Origin of the sequence: Pseudomonas sp. NFPP24, from assembly GCF_900112095.1 — a bacterium.
GTDB classification, from domain to species: Bacteria; Pseudomonadota; Gammaproteobacteria; order Pseudomonadales; family Pseudomonadaceae; genus Aquipseudomonas; species Aquipseudomonas extremorientalis.
Window position 1 is genome coordinate 35,374 of the sequence record NZ_FOKD01000013.1, and the last position, 16,760, is coordinate 52,133.

General features: G+C 62.2%; 11 protein-coding genes. 4 read left to right on the forward strand and 7 right to left on the reverse strand.

From position 1 onward, the window contains the following. Positions 1–18: 18 nt before the first annotated feature. Positions 19–507, reverse strand: a complete 489-nt coding sequence (locus tag BM026_RS24010) for an MgtC/SapB family protein (protein ID WP_093514481.1) — start codon at positions 505–507, stop codon at positions 19–21. A gap of 121 nt (positions 508–628) precedes the next feature. Between BM026_RS24010 and BM026_RS24015 the strand changes: the two genes are divergently transcribed. From BM026_RS24015 to BM026_RS24030, 4 genes are all read left to right on the forward strand, one after another. Then, positions 629–868, forward strand: a complete 240-nt coding sequence (locus tag BM026_RS24015) for a DUF3203 family protein (RefSeq protein WP_092249082.1) — start codon at positions 629–631, stop codon at positions 866–868. A 183-nt stretch (positions 869–1,051) separates the two neighbouring features. Further along, positions 1,052–2,461: a cytochrome c oxidase accessory protein CcoG gene (gene ccoG / locus BM026_RS24020; protein WP_092249080.1), complete on the forward strand. Its 1,410-nt coding sequence runs from the start codon at positions 1,052–1,054 to the stop codon at positions 2,459–2,461. Positions 2,462–2,492: 31 nt separating this feature from the next. Beyond that, complete coding sequence (gene mapR / locus BM026_RS24025) at positions 2,493–3,902, forward strand: GntR family transcriptional regulator MpaR (protein ID WP_071492582.1); 1,410 nt, start codon at positions 2,493–2,495, stop codon at positions 3,900–3,902. A gap of 93 nt (positions 3,903–3,995) precedes the next feature. Continuing rightward, complete coding sequence (locus BM026_RS24030; protein ID WP_256573002.1) at positions 3,996–4,451, forward strand: hypothetical protein; 456 nt, start codon at positions 3,996–3,998, stop codon at positions 4,449–4,451. A 9-nt stretch (positions 4,452–4,460) separates the two neighbouring features. Here the strand turns inward: BM026_RS24030 and BM026_RS24035 are convergent, their stop codons facing one another. From BM026_RS24035 to BM026_RS24060, 6 genes are all read right to left on the reverse strand, one after another. Next, entirely contained in the window at positions 4,461–5,207 is a 747-nt protein-coding gene (locus BM026_RS24035) for an SDR family oxidoreductase (RefSeq protein WP_092249074.1), read from the reverse strand. A gap of 54 nt (positions 5,208–5,261) precedes the next feature. Next, positions 5,262–7,358 (reverse strand): putative bifunctional diguanylate cyclase/phosphodiesterase, encoded by a 2,097-nt coding sequence (locus BM026_RS24040; protein WP_093127678.1) that lies wholly within the window; start codon positions 7,356–7,358, stop codon positions 5,262–5,264. A gap of 267 nt (positions 7,359–7,625) precedes the next feature. Next, the gene (locus BM026_RS24045) at positions 7,626–9,095 is read right to left on the reverse strand and encodes an efflux transporter outer membrane subunit (RefSeq protein ID WP_092249070.1); all 1,470 of its coding nucleotides are present in this window, start codon (positions 9,093–9,095) and stop codon (positions 7,626–7,628) included. After that, positions 9,092–12,199, reverse strand: a complete 3,108-nt coding sequence (locus BM026_RS24050) for an efflux RND transporter permease subunit (RefSeq protein WP_071490593.1) — start codon at positions 12,197–12,199, stop codon at positions 9,092–9,094. Before BM026_RS24050 ends, BM026_RS24045 begins: the two co-directional genes overlap by 4 nt. After that, positions 12,196–15,297, reverse strand: coding sequence for an MdtB/MuxB family multidrug efflux RND transporter permease subunit (locus BM026_RS24055; RefSeq protein ID WP_093530349.1), 3,102 nt, complete (start codon positions 15,295–15,297; stop codon positions 12,196–12,198). The genes BM026_RS24050 and BM026_RS24055 overlap by 4 nt, the downstream gene beginning before the upstream one ends. Next, on the reverse strand, positions 15,294–16,595 hold the full coding sequence (locus tag BM026_RS24060) for an MdtA/MuxA family multidrug efflux RND transporter periplasmic adaptor subunit (RefSeq protein ID WP_093514485.1): 1,302 nt from the start codon (positions 16,593–16,595) through the stop codon (positions 15,294–15,296). Before BM026_RS24060 ends, BM026_RS24055 begins: the two co-directional genes overlap by 4 nt. Positions 16,596–16,760: the final 165 nt, after the last annotated feature.

The following is a 16,760-nucleotide window of genomic DNA, read 5'->3' on the forward strand; positions in this document are numbered from 1 at the left end:
TGGCCGCCCAACATATGCCTACTTCTCCACCATTCGTACAAGCCTGGGCATCACGCTGAACACCGCCAAGGCCAGCAACGTACTCAGTACCGCTGTCGATTCCCGGCCCAACCCGGCCGAGACCCCAATCGCAGCGGTCATCCACAGGCCGGCGGCGGTGGTCAGGCCTTTGACATGCCCTTCTTCATCGTCCTTGCCCTTGATGATGGTCCCCGCGCCCAGGAAACCGATCCCGGCAATTACACCCTGGACCACCCTGCTCATTGCATCCGCCTGATTGCCGGACATCTGCGGCACCATCACAAATAACGCGGCACCCAGCGCCACCAGCATGTGGGTGCGCACCCCGGCGGCCTTGCCCTTGCTCTCGCGCTCAAAGCCGAGGATGCCGCCCAGGACCGCCGCGATCAGCAGGCGCACGGTGATCTGGGTGAGTTGCCTGGCGTCGCCGATATCAGCGAATTCAGCCTGCAGGGTTTGCCACACTTCATGCCACCAGGCGTCCATGGATGCCGTCCTTTATCGTTGTTGGTAAAGGATGGACAGCGGCGACCGCCAGTCAGTTGCCTGGAACCCCTGCACATTGCCTACCCCTAACCTTGCATAGCCCATGAGAAAGGAGATCGGCATGCCCATTCGTATCGACAACCAACTGTGCTACTTCATGCTCGACGACAACCGCCAGGAACAGAGCGTGCCAGCGACGCGGGTCACTGTCCTGACCGACACCGAAAAATCCATGTCCTACGTGGAATTGGCCGCCGAGCGGATCTATATCACTGAAGCCGAGGCCGACGCGCTGACGGTCGCCGGAGCCCACGATGGACGCCAGCATGTGAAGGCCGAAGAGCCTGGTTCGCTGATTTGATTGATCTGTATCAATACACCCGTCATAGCGCTGCACCCTAGGCGATACGGGGTGCAGCGCATTGTCGCAGCACACCTCGCGCAGCCTATCTGATCCGCTTTTTATCACGCTACCTGAGTCTGTTATGCAAACAGCCCCCCGCGCATAGTTCATTGGCCTGATGGAGGCTGATGAGCGAACGACATGAGCGAAAGAATCCCCACCGTGGAAACCTTTGAGCCCATACACCCGAAGAAGGTGAAGGCCAAATCCAGCGACAATCTGATTCATACCCGCAGTTTCACCGGCCTGTTCCGCACCTTGCGCGTAGGCGGTGCAGGCTTTCTGTTCCTGGCGTTTTTCGGCACCGTGTGGCTGAACTGGGGTGGCCGGCAAGCGGTGCTGTGGGACTTGGCTGAAAGCAAATTCCACATCTTCGGGGCGACCTTCTGGCCCCAGGATTTCATCCTGCTGTCGGCCTTGCTGATCATCTGCGCCTTCGGCCTGTTTGCGATCACCGTGTTCGCTGGCCGTGTGTGGTGCGGCTACACCTGCCCGCAGAGTTCATTCACCTGGCTGTTCATGTGGTGTGAAAAGGTCACCGAAGGTGAACGCAACCAGCGCATCAAGCTGCATGCCGGGCCCTGGAGCCTGGACAAACTGGCGCGGCGCTCGGCCAAGCACGCCTTGTGGCTGGGCATCAGTGTGCTGACCGGGCTGACCTTTGTCGGCTATTTCACGCCGATCCGCCCCCTGGCCAGCGAACTGCTGACCTGGCAGATGGGCGGCGTCAGCCTGTTCTGGGTGCTGTTCTTTACCGGTGCCACCTACATCAACGCCGGCTGGTTGCGCGAAGCAGTGTGCATGCACATGTGCCCGTATGCGCGGTTCCAGAGCGTGATGTTCGACAAGGACACCCTGACCATTTCCTACGACGTGGCTCGCGGCGAACGCCGTGGCCCGCGCAAACGTGAAGTGAAACCCGCCGACGTCGGCCTGGGCGATTGCATCGACTGCCAACTGTGCGTGCAGGTTTGCCCTACCGGTATCGACATCCGCGATGGTCTGCAAATGGAGTGCATCGGTTGTGCAGCGTGCATCGACGCCTGCGATTCGATCATGGACAAGATGGGCTACGCGCGCGGCCTGGTGAGCTATACCAGCGAACATCAACTGCAAGGCGGCAAGACCCATCTGCTACGGCCGCGCCTGATCGGCTACAGTGCGGTGCTGCTGGTGATGATCGCAGCCCTGGTGGTGGCCTTGGTGGAACGACCCATGGTCTCGCTGGACGTGACCAAGGACCGTGGCATGTTTCGCGAGAACGCCCAGGGCCAGATTGAAAACATCTACAGCCTCAAGGTGATCAACAAGACCCAGCAGCGCCAGGATTACCGCCTGGAATTGGTGGACGCCGACGGCTTCCAATTGCAGGGCAAGACCGAGATCAGCCTGGCACCGGGGGAAATCATCGATGTGCCGGTGTCGGTGGCATTGCTGGCGGACAAACCGACAAGCAGCTCGCAGACCTTGCGCTTCAAAGTCTCGGATGTGGATGAGCCGTGGATCCATAGCGCTGCCGACAGCCGCTTTGTGGCGCCGCTGAACCGCTGAAAAATACCTGTAAAAAGCTAATTGAGCCCCCATGAAACGCTACGAAAAATTCGCCGACGACATCGCAGAACTGATCCGCTCCGGCGTGCTCGGCCCCGGCCAGCGGGTACCTTCGGTACGCTACGCCAGCCAGACGTACGGCGTCAGCCCGTCGACAGTGTTCCAGGCCTACTACCTGCTGGAACGCCGTGGCCTGATCCGGGCACGGCCGCGTTCCGGCTACTTCGTCAACACCCACGCACCCAGCCCGTTTTCCGAGCCGGTGGTGAGCGAGCAGGTGCATGAGTCCACCGAAGTGGATGTGAGCGAACTGGTGTTCTCGGTGCTCGACTCGATCAAGGACCCCAACACCGTGCCCTTCGGCTCGGCGTTCCCCAGCCCGATGCTGTTCCCGTTGCCGCGCCTGGCCCGGTCCCTGGCCAGCGCCAGCCGCGAAATGGACCCGCGCCTGGTGGTCACCGACATGTCGCCGGGCAACCCGCAACTGCGTCGGCAAATCGCCCTGCGCTACATGGTCGGTGGCCTGATGCTGCCCATGGAGGAACTGCTGATCACCAATGGCGCCTTGGAAGCCCTCAACCTGTGCCTGCAAGCCGTCACCGAACCGGGTGACCTGGTGGCCATCGAAGCGCCGGCGTTCTATGCGTGCCTGCAAGTGTTGGAGCGTTTGAAACTCAAGGCCGTGGAAATCCCCGTGCACCCGCGCGACGGCATCGACCTCAACGCCCTGGCGCAATCCCTGCAGCGCTACCCGATCAAGGCTTGCTGGACCATGACCAGCTTCCAGAACCCCATGGGCGCGACGCTGCCGGAAGCCAAGAAGCAGGCCCTGGTGGAACTGCTGCGCGAGCATCAGGTGCCGCTGATCGAAGACGATGTGTATGCCGAATTGTATTATGGCCAGCAGGCACCCAAGCCGGCCAAGGCCTTCGACACCGAAGGTTTGGTGATGCATTGCGGCTCCTTCGCCAAAAGCCTGGCCCCCGGCTATCGCGTGGGCTGGGTCGCGGCCGGGCGTTTTGCGCAGAAGGTCGAACGTTTGAAACTGATGACGTCGCTATGCCCCTCAATGCCGGCCCAGGCCGCAATTGCCGATTACCTGCAACATGGCGGCTACGACCGGCACCTGCGCAAATTGCGCTATGCCCTGGAAGAACAGCAAAGCGCCATGCTGGCCGCCATCGCGCGCTACTTTCCGGCACAGACGCGGGTCAGCCAACCGGCCGGCGGGTACTTCCTGTGGTTGGAACTGCCGGAGCAGACGGACTCGCTGAAGCTGTTCCAGATGGCCCTGGCGCAGGGCATCAGCATTGCGCCGGGGCCGATCTTCTCGGCGACCCAGCGCTTTCGCAACTGCATTCGCCTGAACTATGGCAGCCCGTGGACCGAGGCGTCGGAAAAGGCGATGGAGACGTTGGGGCGGATTGTGCGGTCGTTTTGAACGGGAACCCGATAAAACAAGGAACCACATAAAGAAGCGCAAGTTTCTCACAAGGGAGAATGCGTTTACCCCATTTTGACCCGGAACTTTCCCATGAGCATGTCCGACAAGCCACTGCCGATCCCCCCCCATTACATGCGTGCAGTAGAACAGCAACAAATACGCGAGATGACAGGCCCGACGGGGCGTCCTGCCGGCGATCACCGTTCTGCAGACAGGATTATCGAACAGAGCCCTGTACTTAAGAATTTTTTGGACAATCGCGACAATTACCACTTGATTGATGACCTGAAACGCCAGGTGGGTGACTTCACCGAAGCCAACCCGCACCCGGAAGCCAGGGCCAATGCGCTCTACTATCTGGACCAAGTGTTGCGGTTTCTCGATAACCTGGACGATCGCTATCTAAACGGTAGCCATAGCCGCAATGGACAGATCGATGGTTTCAACAGCGATGGCTACAGCACCGTTTACAATTCGGAAGCCAGCCTGCTCCAGGCGTTTTCATTAAAGGGCTATGACGCACTGCGCCATTTGCGGACCCGATAGCACCGCCGTCTAACGGCCACCGCCCAAATCAAGGAACGTCCCGGTGGCATACGAAGCCTTATCCGACAGCAGCCAGATAATCGCTTCCGCCACCTCATCCGGGCGCCCGCCACGGGCCATGGGGATACCGGATTCGAGTTTGCTGACCCGGTCCGGGTCGCCGCTCAGGGCATGGAAGTCGGTGTAGATATAGCCAGGACGCACCGCGTTGACGCGAATGCCCTCACCCGCCACTTCCTTTGACAGACCAATGGTGAAGGAGTCGAGCGCGCCCTTTGACGCAGCGTAATCGACATACTCGCCGGGCGACCCCAGGCGCGCCGCCACCGACGACACGTTGACAATGCTGCCGCCCTGCCCGCCATGCTTGGGCGACATGCGCAGCACCGCGTGCTTGGCACACAGGATCGGCCCCAGCACATTGGTCTTCATGATTTTCAGGATACGGAACTCGGACATCTCATCCACACGGGATTTGTGCCCCACGGTACCGGCGTTGTTGACCAGTGCGGTGACGCGGCCAAGTTCGGTGTCGACGCGATGAAACAGTGCAATCACTTCATCTTCAATGCTCACGTCGGCGCGCACGGTAATCGCCTGGGCGCCCAGGGCGCGGACTTGTTCGAGCACACGGTGGGCAGCCTCTTCGTCAGACTGATAGTTGATGCAGATGCGATAACCCTGGCGAGCGGCCAGCAACGCCGTCTCGGCGCCGATCCCACGGCTGCCCCCGGTGATGATGACGACTTTGTCCATGCGTGCGGTCTCCTGATTCAACCTGATGTTTAGGGCTGGATCCAAGAATACCCGTCATGCACGGCTTTTGTCAGGCGCCAAGGTGTCTTCGGCACGCTGGATGTCGACCATGAACCCTTCCGCCGGCAACGGATGGCCCAGCAGATAACCTTGCAGGGAGTTACACCCCAGGCGCGTGAGAAAGGTCTGTTGCACATCGGTTTCCACCCCTTCGGCAACAATACGCAGGCCCAGGGCCTGGCCGAGGGCGACAATGGCCGAGACGATGGCGGCATCATCGCTGTCGTGCTCCAGGTCGCGTACAAACCCACGGTCGATCTTCAACTCGTTGGCCGGCAGGCGCTTGAGGTACATCAGGCTGGAATAACCCGTGCCGAAGTCATCGATGGAAAGATCGACGCCCATGTCCGACAACTGCTGCAACACCGTCATGCTCGCATCGGCGTCGCTCATGGCGGTGGTCTCGGTGATTTCCAGGGTCAGGCTGTTGGCTGGCAAGCGATGACGCTCAAGGGCTTGAGCCACGCTCTTGACCAGCCCGGCGTGGCAGAACTGCAGCGCCGACAGGTTCACGGCGATACGCCAATCTTCGTAGCCCTGGGCGTACCACAGGCTCATTTGGCGACAGGCTTCATCGAGTACCCATTCGCCGATGGGGATGATCAACCCGGTCTTTTCCGCCAATTCGATAAACGTCGCCGGCAACAACAGGCCCTGTTGTGGATGCTCCCAGCGCAACAGCGCTTCGGCCCCCACCGCAATGCCACTGGCCGCATCGTACTTGGGCTGGTAGTACAAGCGAAATTGTTGCTGTTCCACCGCATTGCGCAGGTCCTGCAACAACTGCAATTGCTTGCGCGCGTTGGTGTTCATCGACGCATCAAAGAAGCTGTAGCCGTTCTTGCCCATGCCCTTGGCGTGGTACATCGCGGCGTCGGCGTTCATCAGCAATTCCTGGGGGTTATTGCCGTTGCCCGGGAACACGGCGATGCCCACGCTGGCGGAGATCTTCAACTCATGTTCGGCCACCTGGAAGGCGCGGTTGATCAGCACCACCTGGCGCTCGGCCAGGCCGAGGGCATCGTCCGGCTGGGTCAGTTGCACCAGCAATACGAACTCATCGCCGCCGATGCGCGCCAGGGTGTCGTGACTGCGCAAGTCTTCACGCAGGCGCTGGCCGACTTCGCGCAGCAACTGGTCGCCCATATGGTGGCCAAAAGCATCGTTGACCGGCTTGAAGCCGTCCAGGTCGATAAACATCAGCGCAAAACAGCCGCCCTGCTCTTTTACCGCCTGCATGGCTTGCTGGATGCGGTCGGCGAGCAAGGTGCGGTTGGGCAGGCCGGTGAGCATGTCGTGCAGGGCCAGGTGGGTCAGTTCCTGGTTGGCCTGGCTCAGGGAGTCGGCGAGAACCGCTGTGCGCGCTTCCAGGCGTGCGTCGAGCAACGACGTCAGCAAAGCGATGGCCAGCACCGCCAGGGTGGTAACCAGCACCAGGTTATCCAGGCCCTTGCCGCTCAAACCGTTCAGTGCCGCGCCGCAGAAGCTCTCATCGGCAAAGCGTGCGGCTGCCATGCCGGTGTAATGCATACCGACGATGGCAAACCCCATCACCACCGCCGCCCCACCCCGGGCCAGGCGCACATACGGCGTATTGCGGCGCAGATTATGGGCGATCCACAACGCTGCACCGGAGGCCACCACCGCGATCAATAACGAAGCGCCAAACAGCGTCGGGTCGTAATCGATGCCCGGCGTCATGCGCATCGCCGCCATGCCGGTGTAGTGCATGCTGGCAATGCCGGTGCCCATGATCAGCGCCCCCAACCCCAGCTGCCAGGCCGGCAGGCGCGGTTGGCTGACCAGCCATAAGGCAAAGCCGCTGGACAGCACCGCAATCAGCAACGACAGCGCGGTAATCCCCAGGTCGAAGCCCAGGGTAAACGGCAAGCGCAAAGCCAGCATGCCGATGAAGTGCATGGACCACACCCCCACCCCCATCGCCATGGATCCGCCAGTGATCCATAAGTAAACGGCGCGCCCCTTGGCGGTGGCGATGCGGCCAGAAAGGTCCAGCGCGGTGTAAGAAGCGAGGATCGCAACGAACAGTGAGATCACGACCAGCGAGGGCGAGTAACTACCGATGAGCATGGGACTTCTCGTGCACAGCGAGCCCGAAAGGCCCGTGCGAAATGGCAAAGCGGGCGATTGTAGCGAGAATAATTCTTGAGTACTTGATTAATTATCAGAGCGCCATTAGTGGCATTTTGACGCCAATCGGATGACTCAAAACGAGGGTTTGTTGAGGCCAAATATGGCGGTGGGACTTGGTGAGCGGGCTTATTGTGGTGAGCGGGCACGCCAACCTCAACACGCCTGTTCATCACAGCAAGCCCACCCATTGGATCGAGTTGATCTTCAGTTTTTGTCGGCGATCGGTGTCTGTCCATCCCAGCCACCGCCCAACGCGGCGATCAATTGCACACTGGCCACCAGGCGCGTCTGCAGCAAGGTCAGCACCGTGCGCTCGTTGCTCAGGGCCGTGGCCTGCACAGTGACCACATCCAGGTAGGCAATCAGCCCGGCCTTGTACTGGTTCTGGGTCAGGCGCAGCGACTCACGCGCTGCCGCCAGCGCTTCGTTGCTGACCACCGCCTCGTCCTCCAGCACCTTGAGCTGCACCATGTAGTTTTCCACTTCGCGGAAACCATCCAGCACCGTCTGGCGGTACTTGGCGACGGTTTCGTCATAGGAGGCCACGGTGCGGTCGACTTCAGCCGAACGTTGGCCGCCATCGAACAGCGTCATGGCCAGCTTTGGCCCCACCGACCAGAAGCGGTTCGGCAGGCTGATCCAGTCGGCGTAGGTGCTGCTGGAGTAACCACCGGCCAGGCTCAGGGTCAGGTCCGGGTAGTAAGCCGCCTTGGCCACGCCGATATTGGCGTTGGCGGCGATCACCGAGCGTTCGGCCGAGGCGATGTCCGGGCGACGCTCAAGCAACTGCGAGGGCAGGCTCACCGGGATCTGCGGCAGCGCCGGGATGTCCTTGCTCACCGCCAGGTTGAAGTTGGCCGGCGCCTCGCCAATCAGTACCGCAATCGCGTTTTCCAGCTGGGCGCGCTGCCAGATCAGGTCGATCAGGCTGGCCTGGGTGGTCTTGAGCTGGGTCTGCGCCTGGGCCACCGCGTCCTTGCCGGAAACACCGGCGCGGTACTGGTTTTCGGTCATTTGCAGGGAGCGCTGATAAGTCTCCAGGGTCGCTTGCAGCAGGCGTGTCTGTTCATCCATGACGCGCAGTTGCAGGTAGCTTTGCACCAGTTCCGACTGCTGGCTCAGGCGCATCGCCGCCAGGTCCGCCGAGCTGGCTTCGGCACTGGCCTCATTGGCCTCCAGGCCCCGGCGCAGCTTGCCCCAGATATCCGCTTCCCAGCTCACGCCCAACTGCGCATTGAGGGTGTCGCGGATACCGCTGCTGGAACTGCTCAGGCTGGCGCTGCTGCTGCCAGTGCCCTGGCTGGCCCGAGTTTTCCCGGCACTCAGGTCGACGGTGGGGTAAAACGCCCCACGGGAACTGCGCACCAGTGCCTGGGCCTGGCGAAAGCGCGCTTCGGCCTGGGCCACGGTCTGGTTGGAGCTGTTCAGGCGCAGCACCAGCTCATTGAGCTGGCGGTCACCGTACAACTCCCACCAGGCGCCACGGGCCAGGGAATCACTGGGGGTGGCCTGGCGCCAACCCTTGGCTTCCTTGAATTGCGCCGGCTCGACCACTTCCGGGCGTTTGTAGTCGGGGCCGACGGCGCAGGCGCTGAGCAACACGCCGCAGAGCACCAGGCTCGCCACGCGGGAACCACGGAACAGGGCCAATCGGGCAAAGGTTGAATCGGTCATAGCGCAGTGTCCAGGGCAGCATCGGTACGCACGCCGCGCCAGGCGTTGAAGCGGTGGCGCGCGCGGTCGAGATAAAGGTAAACCACCGGGGTGGTGTAAAGGGTCAGGACCTGGCTGAACACCAGGCCACCGATAATGGTCAGGCCCAGGGGACGGCGCATTTCCGCGCCATCGCCGGCACCCAGCAGCAACGGCAAGGCGCCGAGGATGGCCGCCAGGGTGGTCATCAGGATCGGGCGCAAGCGCAGCAGGCAGGCACTGCGAATCGATTCGAGCGGCCCCATGCGGTCATTGCGCTCCAGCTGCAACGCCAGGTCGATCATCAGGATCGCGTTTTTCTTCACCACCCCAATCAACAGGAACAGGCCCAGCAGGGAGATCAGGCTGAACTCGCCTCCCGTCAGGTAAATGGCGAGCATGGCGCCGACACCCGCCGAGGGTAAGGTCGAGAGAATGGTCAGCGGGTGAATGTAGCTTTCGTACAGAATGCCCAACACCAGGTACACCGCCACCAGCGCGCCGAGGATCATGAACGGCTGGCCCTTCTGCGTGGCCGCGAAGGCATCGGCGGTACCGGCCATCTTGGCAATCACGTCTTCCGGCAAGCCGACCTTGGCAATCGCCCGTTCGATGGCGGCCGTACCCTGCTCCACCGTCACGCCGGGCGCCATGTCGAAGGCGATGTCTTCCGAGGCGAACTGGCCTTCGTGGCTGACGCGGTCGTCGGCCAGGCTGTTCTCATAATGGGCGATGGTCGACAACGGCACCCGTGCGCCCGTGGACGTGATCACCTGCATCTGGTTGAGGGTGATCGGGTCCTGGGCATATTTCGGGTTGACCTCCATCACCACCTGATACTGGTTGAGGCTGTCGTAGATGGTCGAAATCTGCCGCTGGCTGTACGCGTTGTTCAGTACGGCGGTGACCATGTTCATGTCGATCCCCAGGCGCTTGGCCTGGTCGCGGTCGACAATCAACGTGACCTGCGCCGCACCGCGACCTTCACGGGCGTCGATGGCGGTGAGTTCCGGCAACTCGCGCAGCGCCGCGACCACTTTCGGGTACCACAGGCGCAACGCCGCCAGGTCGCCGCTTTGCAGGATGTAGGAATACTGCGCACTGGTCTGGTCGCGGCTACCGCCGAATTGCAGGTCCTGGTCGGCCATCAGGAACAGACGCCCGCCCGGCACCAGCGGCACATCCTTGCGCAGACGCTCGATCACCGCCTGGGCGGAGACCTTGCGCTCGCTGATGGGCTTGAGGCGGACCAGCATCACCGCGTTGTTGGTGCCGTTGTTGCCGCCGATGAAGCCGGCCACGCTGAGCACCGCCGGGTCCTTGAGCACCGCCTTGCGGAAGGTCTCCATTTTCGGCTGCATCACGCTGAACGACAGGCCGTCGTCACCGCGCACAAAACCGATCAATTGGCCGGTGTCCTGCTGGGGCATGAAGGTTTTCGGCACCACCACGTACAGCGCCACGTTCATGCCGATGGTCAGCAACAGGCTGAGCAGGGTCAGGCGCCGATGGCGCAGCACCCAGTCCAGGCTGGTGGCGTAGCCGGCAACCATGCGGTCGTTGATCTTCTGGCTCCAGCGTTGCAAACCGGTCATCTGCGTTTTGACGTGGGGTTTCAGCCAGCGCGCGCAGAGCATCGGGGTCAGGGTCAGCGAGACAATCAACGACACAATGATCGCCGCCGACAGGGTGATGGAAAACTCGCGGAACAGGTTGGTGACAATCCCGCCCATGAACAGGATGGACAGGAACACCGCCACCAGCGACACGTTCATCGACAGCAAGGTAAAGCCGACTTCCTGTGCGCCCAGATACGCCGCCTTCATCGGCGGCACGCCTTCGTCGATGTGCCGGGAGATGTTCTCCAGCACCACGATGGCATCGTCCACCACCAGGCCGGTGGCCAGGATCAACGCCATCAGCGAGAAGTTGTTCAACGAGAACCCGTACAGGTACATCACCGCAAAGGTGCCCACCAGCGACACCGGCACCGCCAGGGTCGGGATCAGCGAGGCGCGGAAATTCCCCAGGAACAGGTACACCACCAGGATCACCAGCCCCACGGCAATCAGCAAGGTCATCTCGGCTTCATGCAAGGTGGCGGTGATCACCGGCGAGCGGTCCATGGCCAGGCTCAGCTTGACGCTGGACGGTAGCACCGCCTGCAACGCCGGCAACTGCGCCTTGATCTGCCGCACCGTCTCGATGATGTTGGCACCGGACTGGCGGTTGATCACCAGCAGTACCGCCGAGTCGTTATTGAAGAAGCCGCTGTTATAGCGGTCTTCCACACCGTCGCTGATCTTGGCCACATCCCCAAGGCGCAGGGCAGCCCCGTTCTGGTAGCGAATCAGCAGCGGCTCGTAGTCCTTGGCCTTTTCCAACTGGTCGTTGGCCTGGATCTGCCAGTTACGCTCATTGTCTTCCAGCGAGCCCTTGGGCCGGCGCTGGTTGGCGTTGGCGATGGTGTTGCGCACATCATCGAGGGCCACGCCGTACTGGTCGAGAGCCTTGGGCTCCAGCTCGATGCGCACGGCCGGCAGGGAGCTGCCGCCGATCTGCACTTCGCCCACACCCGGAACCTGCGAGAGGCTCTGGGAAAGAATGGTCGAGGCCAGGTCGTACAACTGGCCCTTCTGCAACACGTCCGAGGTCAGCGACAGCACCATGATCGGCGCCTGGGACGGGTTGATCTTCTTGTAGGTGGGCATGCTGCGCATACCGCTGGGCAGCAGGTTGCGCGAGGCGTTGATCGCCGCCTGCACTTCCCGCGCCGCGCCGTTGATGTCGCGGTCGGAATCGAACGCGAGGATCACCCGGGTGGAGCCCTGGCTCGACGAACTGCTCATGGTGGTGATGCCGGCAATCGCGCCGAACGAACGCTCCAGCGGCGTGGCCACGGTAGACGCCATCACTTCGGGGCTGGCGCCGGGCAAGCTGGCCGATACCACGATCACCGGAAAATCGATCTGCGGCAGTGGCGATACCGGCAGCAGGTTGAAGCTGACACCGCCGAGCAACAGGATCGCCAGGCTCAGCAGCATGGTCGCGACCGGCCGGCGGATGAAAGGTCCGGACAGGTTCATGACTCAACCGGCTCCAGGCTTTGCGGCTCTTTGCGCCAGCGGCGGCCAAGGCGATCGAAGTACAGGTAGATCACCGGGGTGGTGAACAGCGTCAACACCTGGCTCACCAGCAGACCGCCGACCATCACCAGGCCCAGCGGTTGGCGCAATTCCGCGCCGGAACCGGTGGCCAGCATCAACGGCACCGCGCCGAACAACGCCGCCAGGGTGGTCATCAGGATCGGCCGGAAGCGCAGCAGCGCCGCCTGGTAAATGGCGGTCTGCGGGTCGAGGCCCTGGTTGCGTTCAGCGTCGAGGGCGAAGTCGATCATCATGATCGCGTTCTTCTTGACGATACCGATCAACAGAATGATGCCGATGATCGCGATCATGCCCAGGTCATTGCCGCTGAGCAGCAAGGCCAGCAAGGCTCCCACCGCCGCCGATGGCAAGGTCGAGAGAATGGTGATCGGGTGGATATAGCTCTCGTAGAGCACACCGAGCACGATGTACATGGTGACCACCGCCGCCAGGATCAGCAGCAAGGTGCTCGACAGCGACGCTTCGAACGCCTGGGCTGCGCCCTGGAACTGAGTCTGCACGCCCACCGGCATGCCGATGTCTTTCCGGGTCTGGTTGATCAGCTCCACGCCTTTGCCCAGCGCGACGCCGGGGGCCAGGTTGAACGACATCATCACCGCCGGGAACTGGCCGATATGGGCAATCGCCAACTGCGCCTGACGCTGTTCCACATGGGCCAGACTGGACAAGCGCACCTGGCCGCCATCGGTGGTTTTCACGTGGATCTGGTTCAGCGCGTCCGGCCCGAGTGTCTCGCCGGACTGGGCCTGCAACACCACGCGGTACTGGCTGGCCTGGGTGTAGATGGTGGAAATCTGCCGCTGGCCGAAGGCGTCGTACAGGGCGTCGGTGATGGTCGATACGCTCACGCCCAGGCGCGAGGCCGCATCGCGGTCGATCACCAGGTACACCTGCAGGCCTTTGTCCTGCAGGTCGCTGGCCACATCAGTGAGTTCCGGCAACTGGCTGAGCGCATGCACCAGCTTGTCGCTCCACAGCGCCAGCAGCTCGGCGTCCGGCGAGGACATGCTGAACTGGTACTGGGTACGGCTCACACGGTCTTCTATGGTCAGGTCCTGCACCGGCTGCATGAACAGGCGGATGCCCACCAGCTTGTCGATCTGCGGCTGCAAACGGTTGATCACCTGGGCTGCGCTCAAGTCACGCTGGCCGTGGGCCTTGAGGTTGATCAACAGGCGCCCGCTGTTGAGGGTAGCGTTATCGCCGTCCACACCGATATACGACGACAGGCTTTCCACCGCCGGATCGGCCAGGATGATCTTGGCCAGCTCCTGCTGGCGCTGGCTCATGGCGGCGAAGGAAATCGACTGCGGCGCTTCGGAAATGCCCTGGATCACGCCGGTATCCTGCACCGGGAAGAACCCCTTGGGCACCACCAGATACAGGAATACAGTGAGGCCCAGGGTGGCGATGGCCACCAGCAGGGTCAGTGGCTGGTGCTTGAGCACCCACTGCAACATGCTCCCGTAACGCGCAATCAACCAATCGATCCAGGCACCGCTGGCCTTGTAGAAACGCCCCTGCTCTTCCTCCTTTGGCTCACGCTTGAGCAAGCGTGCGCACATCATCGGCGTGAGGGTCAGGGACACCACCAGGGAAATCAGGATCGCCACCGCCAGGGTAATGGCGAACTCACGGAACAGGCGCCCGACCACGTCGGCCATGAACAGCAGCGGGATCAACACCGCAATCAGCGACAGCGTCAGGGAAATCAGGGTGAAACCGATCTGCTTGGCGCCCTTGAGCGCGGCGGCCAGTGGTGTTTCGCCTTCCTCGATATAGCGGGAAATGTTCTCCAGCATCACGATCGCGTCATCCACCACGAACCCGGTGGCGATGGTCAGCGCCATCAGCGTCAGGTTGTTGATGGAGAATCCGGCCAGGTACATCACGCCAAAGGTGCCCACCAGCGACAGCGGCACGGCGATGGACGGGATGATCGTGGCACTGACCCGGCGCAGGAACAGGAACGTCACCATGACCACCAGGGCGATGGCGATGAGCAATTCGTGTTGCACATCCTTGACCGAGGCGCGGATGGTCTGGGTACGGTCGGTGAGCACCGTCACATCGAGGCCGGCCGGCAGGTTGTCGGTGATGCTGGGCAGCAATGCCTTGATGCGGTCCACCACCTCGATCACGTTGGCACCCGGCTGGCGCTGGATGTTCAGCAGCACCGCCTGGTTTTCATTGGCCCAGGCGGCAAGGCGTTCGTTTTCAGCGCCGTCGACGATCTGCGCCACGTCCTTGAGGCGCAATGGCGCGCCGTTGTTGTAGGCCAGGATCAGTTCGGCATATTGCGCGGGCGAGACCAACTGGTCGTTGGCATCGAGCATCGACACACGGGTCGGCCCGTCGAAGTTGCCCTTGGGCTGGTTGACGTTGGACGCGGCGATCAGCGTGCGCACATCGGACAGGTTCAAGCCGTTGGCCGCCAGGGCCTCGGGGTTGACCTTGATGCGCACCGCCTGGCGCTGGCCGCCGGCGATGCTGACCATGCCGACGCCGCTGATCTGCGCGATTTTCTGCGCCATCCGCGTATCCACCAGATCATTGAGCTTGGGCAGCAGCATGGTCTTGGAGGTGATCGCCAGGGTCAGCACCGGGGTGTCCGCCGGGTTGACCTTGTTGTACACCGGCGGCGCCGGCAGATCCTTGGGCAGCAGGTTGGTGGCCGCGTTGATCGCGGCCTGCACCTGCTGCTCGGCGACATCCATATTGATATCGAGGTTGAAACGCAGGGTCAGCACCGACGCTCCGCCGGAACTGGTGGAGGCCATCTGTGTGAGGCCGGGCATTTGCCCGAACTGGCGCTCCAGCGGTGCGGTGACCGCACTGGTCATCACGTCCGGGCTGGCCCCTGGGTACAGGGTCATCACCCGGATCGTCGGGTAATCCACCTGGGGCAAGGCCGACACCGGCAACAAGCGGTACGCGATGATGCCGGCCAGGACAATGGCCAGCATGCTCAGCGTAGTGGCGACCGGGCGAAGGATAAACAGCCGCGACAGGTTCATGAACCGACCTTTTGCGCCTTGCCGGCGGTGGCACCGGTCTCCCCTTTAGCCGCAGGCTTGCCTTGCAGGTGTTCGGTCGGGGTGGTCGGCACTTCGCTGCTGTCGTTGACCACTTCGATCTCGCTGCCGTCCTTCAAGCGGTCGGTGCCTTCCAACACCACGCGGTCGCCAGCCTTGAGGCCCTCTTTGATCACCGTGTTGTCGCCATCGGAATCACCGACCACCAGGGGCTGCATCTTGACCTTCTTGTCACCGTCCAGCACGTAGACGAAGGTTCCGGTGTTGCCAAACTGGATCGCCGCCGACGGCGCCAGCACCACGTTATGCAGGGTATCGGCCAGCAAGTGCACATTGACGAACTGGTTGGGGAACAGCGCCTGGTCCTTGTTATCGAAACGCGCCTTGAACTTCAGGGTGCCGGTGGTGACGTCTATCTGGTTGTCCAGGCTTTGCAGCACGCCGGTAGCCTGCTTCTTCACGTCGCCACGGTCCCAGGCCTCTACAGGCAGCTTGTTGCCGGCGTGGTAGCGGGTGAGCACGGTTTCCAGGGTGTTTTCCGGCAGGGTGAAGGCCACGCTGATCGGTTGTGTCTGGGTGATCACCGCGAGTGAGGTGGTGTCGTTGGCCGCCACCAGGTTGCCTACGTCGACCTGGCGCAGGCCCACGCGGCCGCTGATCGGTGCGCGGATCTTGGTGAATTCGAGGTTGAGCTTGGCGTCATCCACCGCGCCCTGGTTGGTCTTGACCGTGCCCTGGTATTGCAGGACCAGCGCTTCGGCGGTGTCCAGGGTCTGCTTGGCGATGCTGTCCTGGGCGTACAGGTCGCGGTAACGCTGCACATCGACCTGGGCGTTCTTCAACTGAGCCTGGTTCTGCATCAGCGTGCCCTGGGCCTGGAGCAAGGCGTTCTGGTAGCTGCGCGGGTCGATCTCGGCGAGCAGGTCGCCGGCCTTGACCATCTGGCCTTCCTCAAAGGCAATCTTCACCAGCTCGCCGCCTACCCGGCTGCGCACATTGATGGTGTTGAGCGCGGTCACCGTGCCCAGCGCCTTGTAGTACACCGGGAACTCCCCCAGCACGGCGGGCGCCACGCGCACCGGTACCGGGCCGGCGGAGCCGCCGAACCCCGGGCGCATCATCCCCGTCTTGCCGGCATGGCCCGCGGGCTTTTCGGCGCCATCCTTATGGCTGCCGGGCCAGAACTTCCAGCACAGGCCGGCGATAACCAGCAGCACAAGCAGGCCGAACAGCCAGCGGCGGGACTTACGGGGGGAGGATTGCATGGAGTGATCAACCATTGGGCGCGAGAGCTTCTTCTTTGGGAGGCTGAAAGATAAGCACTGGGGCGCATTTAGAAAAGCGCCTTTACCGGCTATTTACCTTGGGCTTACAACTTTTAACTTCTGATCTTAGTCTGCCCGCTATTTCGCTAAGCAGTTGAGACACAAATAAAAACGGCCTGG

Bases quoted from the DNA above. Each gene is read 5' to 3' on its own strand.
- BM026_RS24010 (WP_093514481.1), bottom strand. From the start codon at position 507: ATGGACGCCTGGTGGCATGAAGTGTGGCAAACCCTGCAGGCTGAATTC.
- BM026_RS24060 (WP_093514485.1), bottom strand. From the start codon at position 16,595: ATGGTTGATCACTCCATGCAATCCTCCCCCCGTAAGTCCCGCCGCTGG.
- BM026_RS24050 (WP_071490593.1), bottom strand. From the start codon at position 12,199: ATGAACCTGTCCGGACCTTTCATCCGCCGGCCGGTCGCGACCATGCTG.
- BM026_RS24040 (WP_093127678.1), bottom strand. From the start codon at position 7,358: ATGCTCATCGGTAGTTACTCGCCCTCGCTGGTCGTGATCTCACTGTTC.
- BM026_RS24035 (WP_092249074.1), bottom strand. From the start codon at position 5,207: ATGGACAAAGTCGTCATCATCACCGGGGGCAGCCGTGGGATCGGCGCC.
- BM026_RS24015 (WP_092249082.1), top strand. From the start codon at position 629: ATGCCCATTCGTATCGACAACCAACTGTGCTACTTCATGCTCGACGAC.
- BM026_RS24045 (WP_092249070.1), bottom strand. From the start codon at position 9,095: ATGACCGATTCAACCTTTGCCCGATTGGCCCTGTTCCGTGGTTCCCGC.
- BM026_RS24030 (WP_256573002.1), top strand. From the start codon at position 3,996: ATGAGCATGTCCGACAAGCCACTGCCGATCCCCCCCCATTACATGCGT.
- ccoG (WP_092249080.1), top strand. From the start codon at position 1,052: ATGAGCGAAAGAATCCCCACCGTGGAAACCTTTGAGCCCATACACCCG.
- BM026_RS24055 (WP_093530349.1), bottom strand. From the start codon at position 15,297: ATGAACCTGTCGCGGCTGTTTATCCTTCGCCCGGTCGCCACTACGCTG.
- mapR (WP_071492582.1), top strand. From the start codon at position 2,493: ATGAAACGCTACGAAAAATTCGCCGACGACATCGCAGAACTGATCCGC.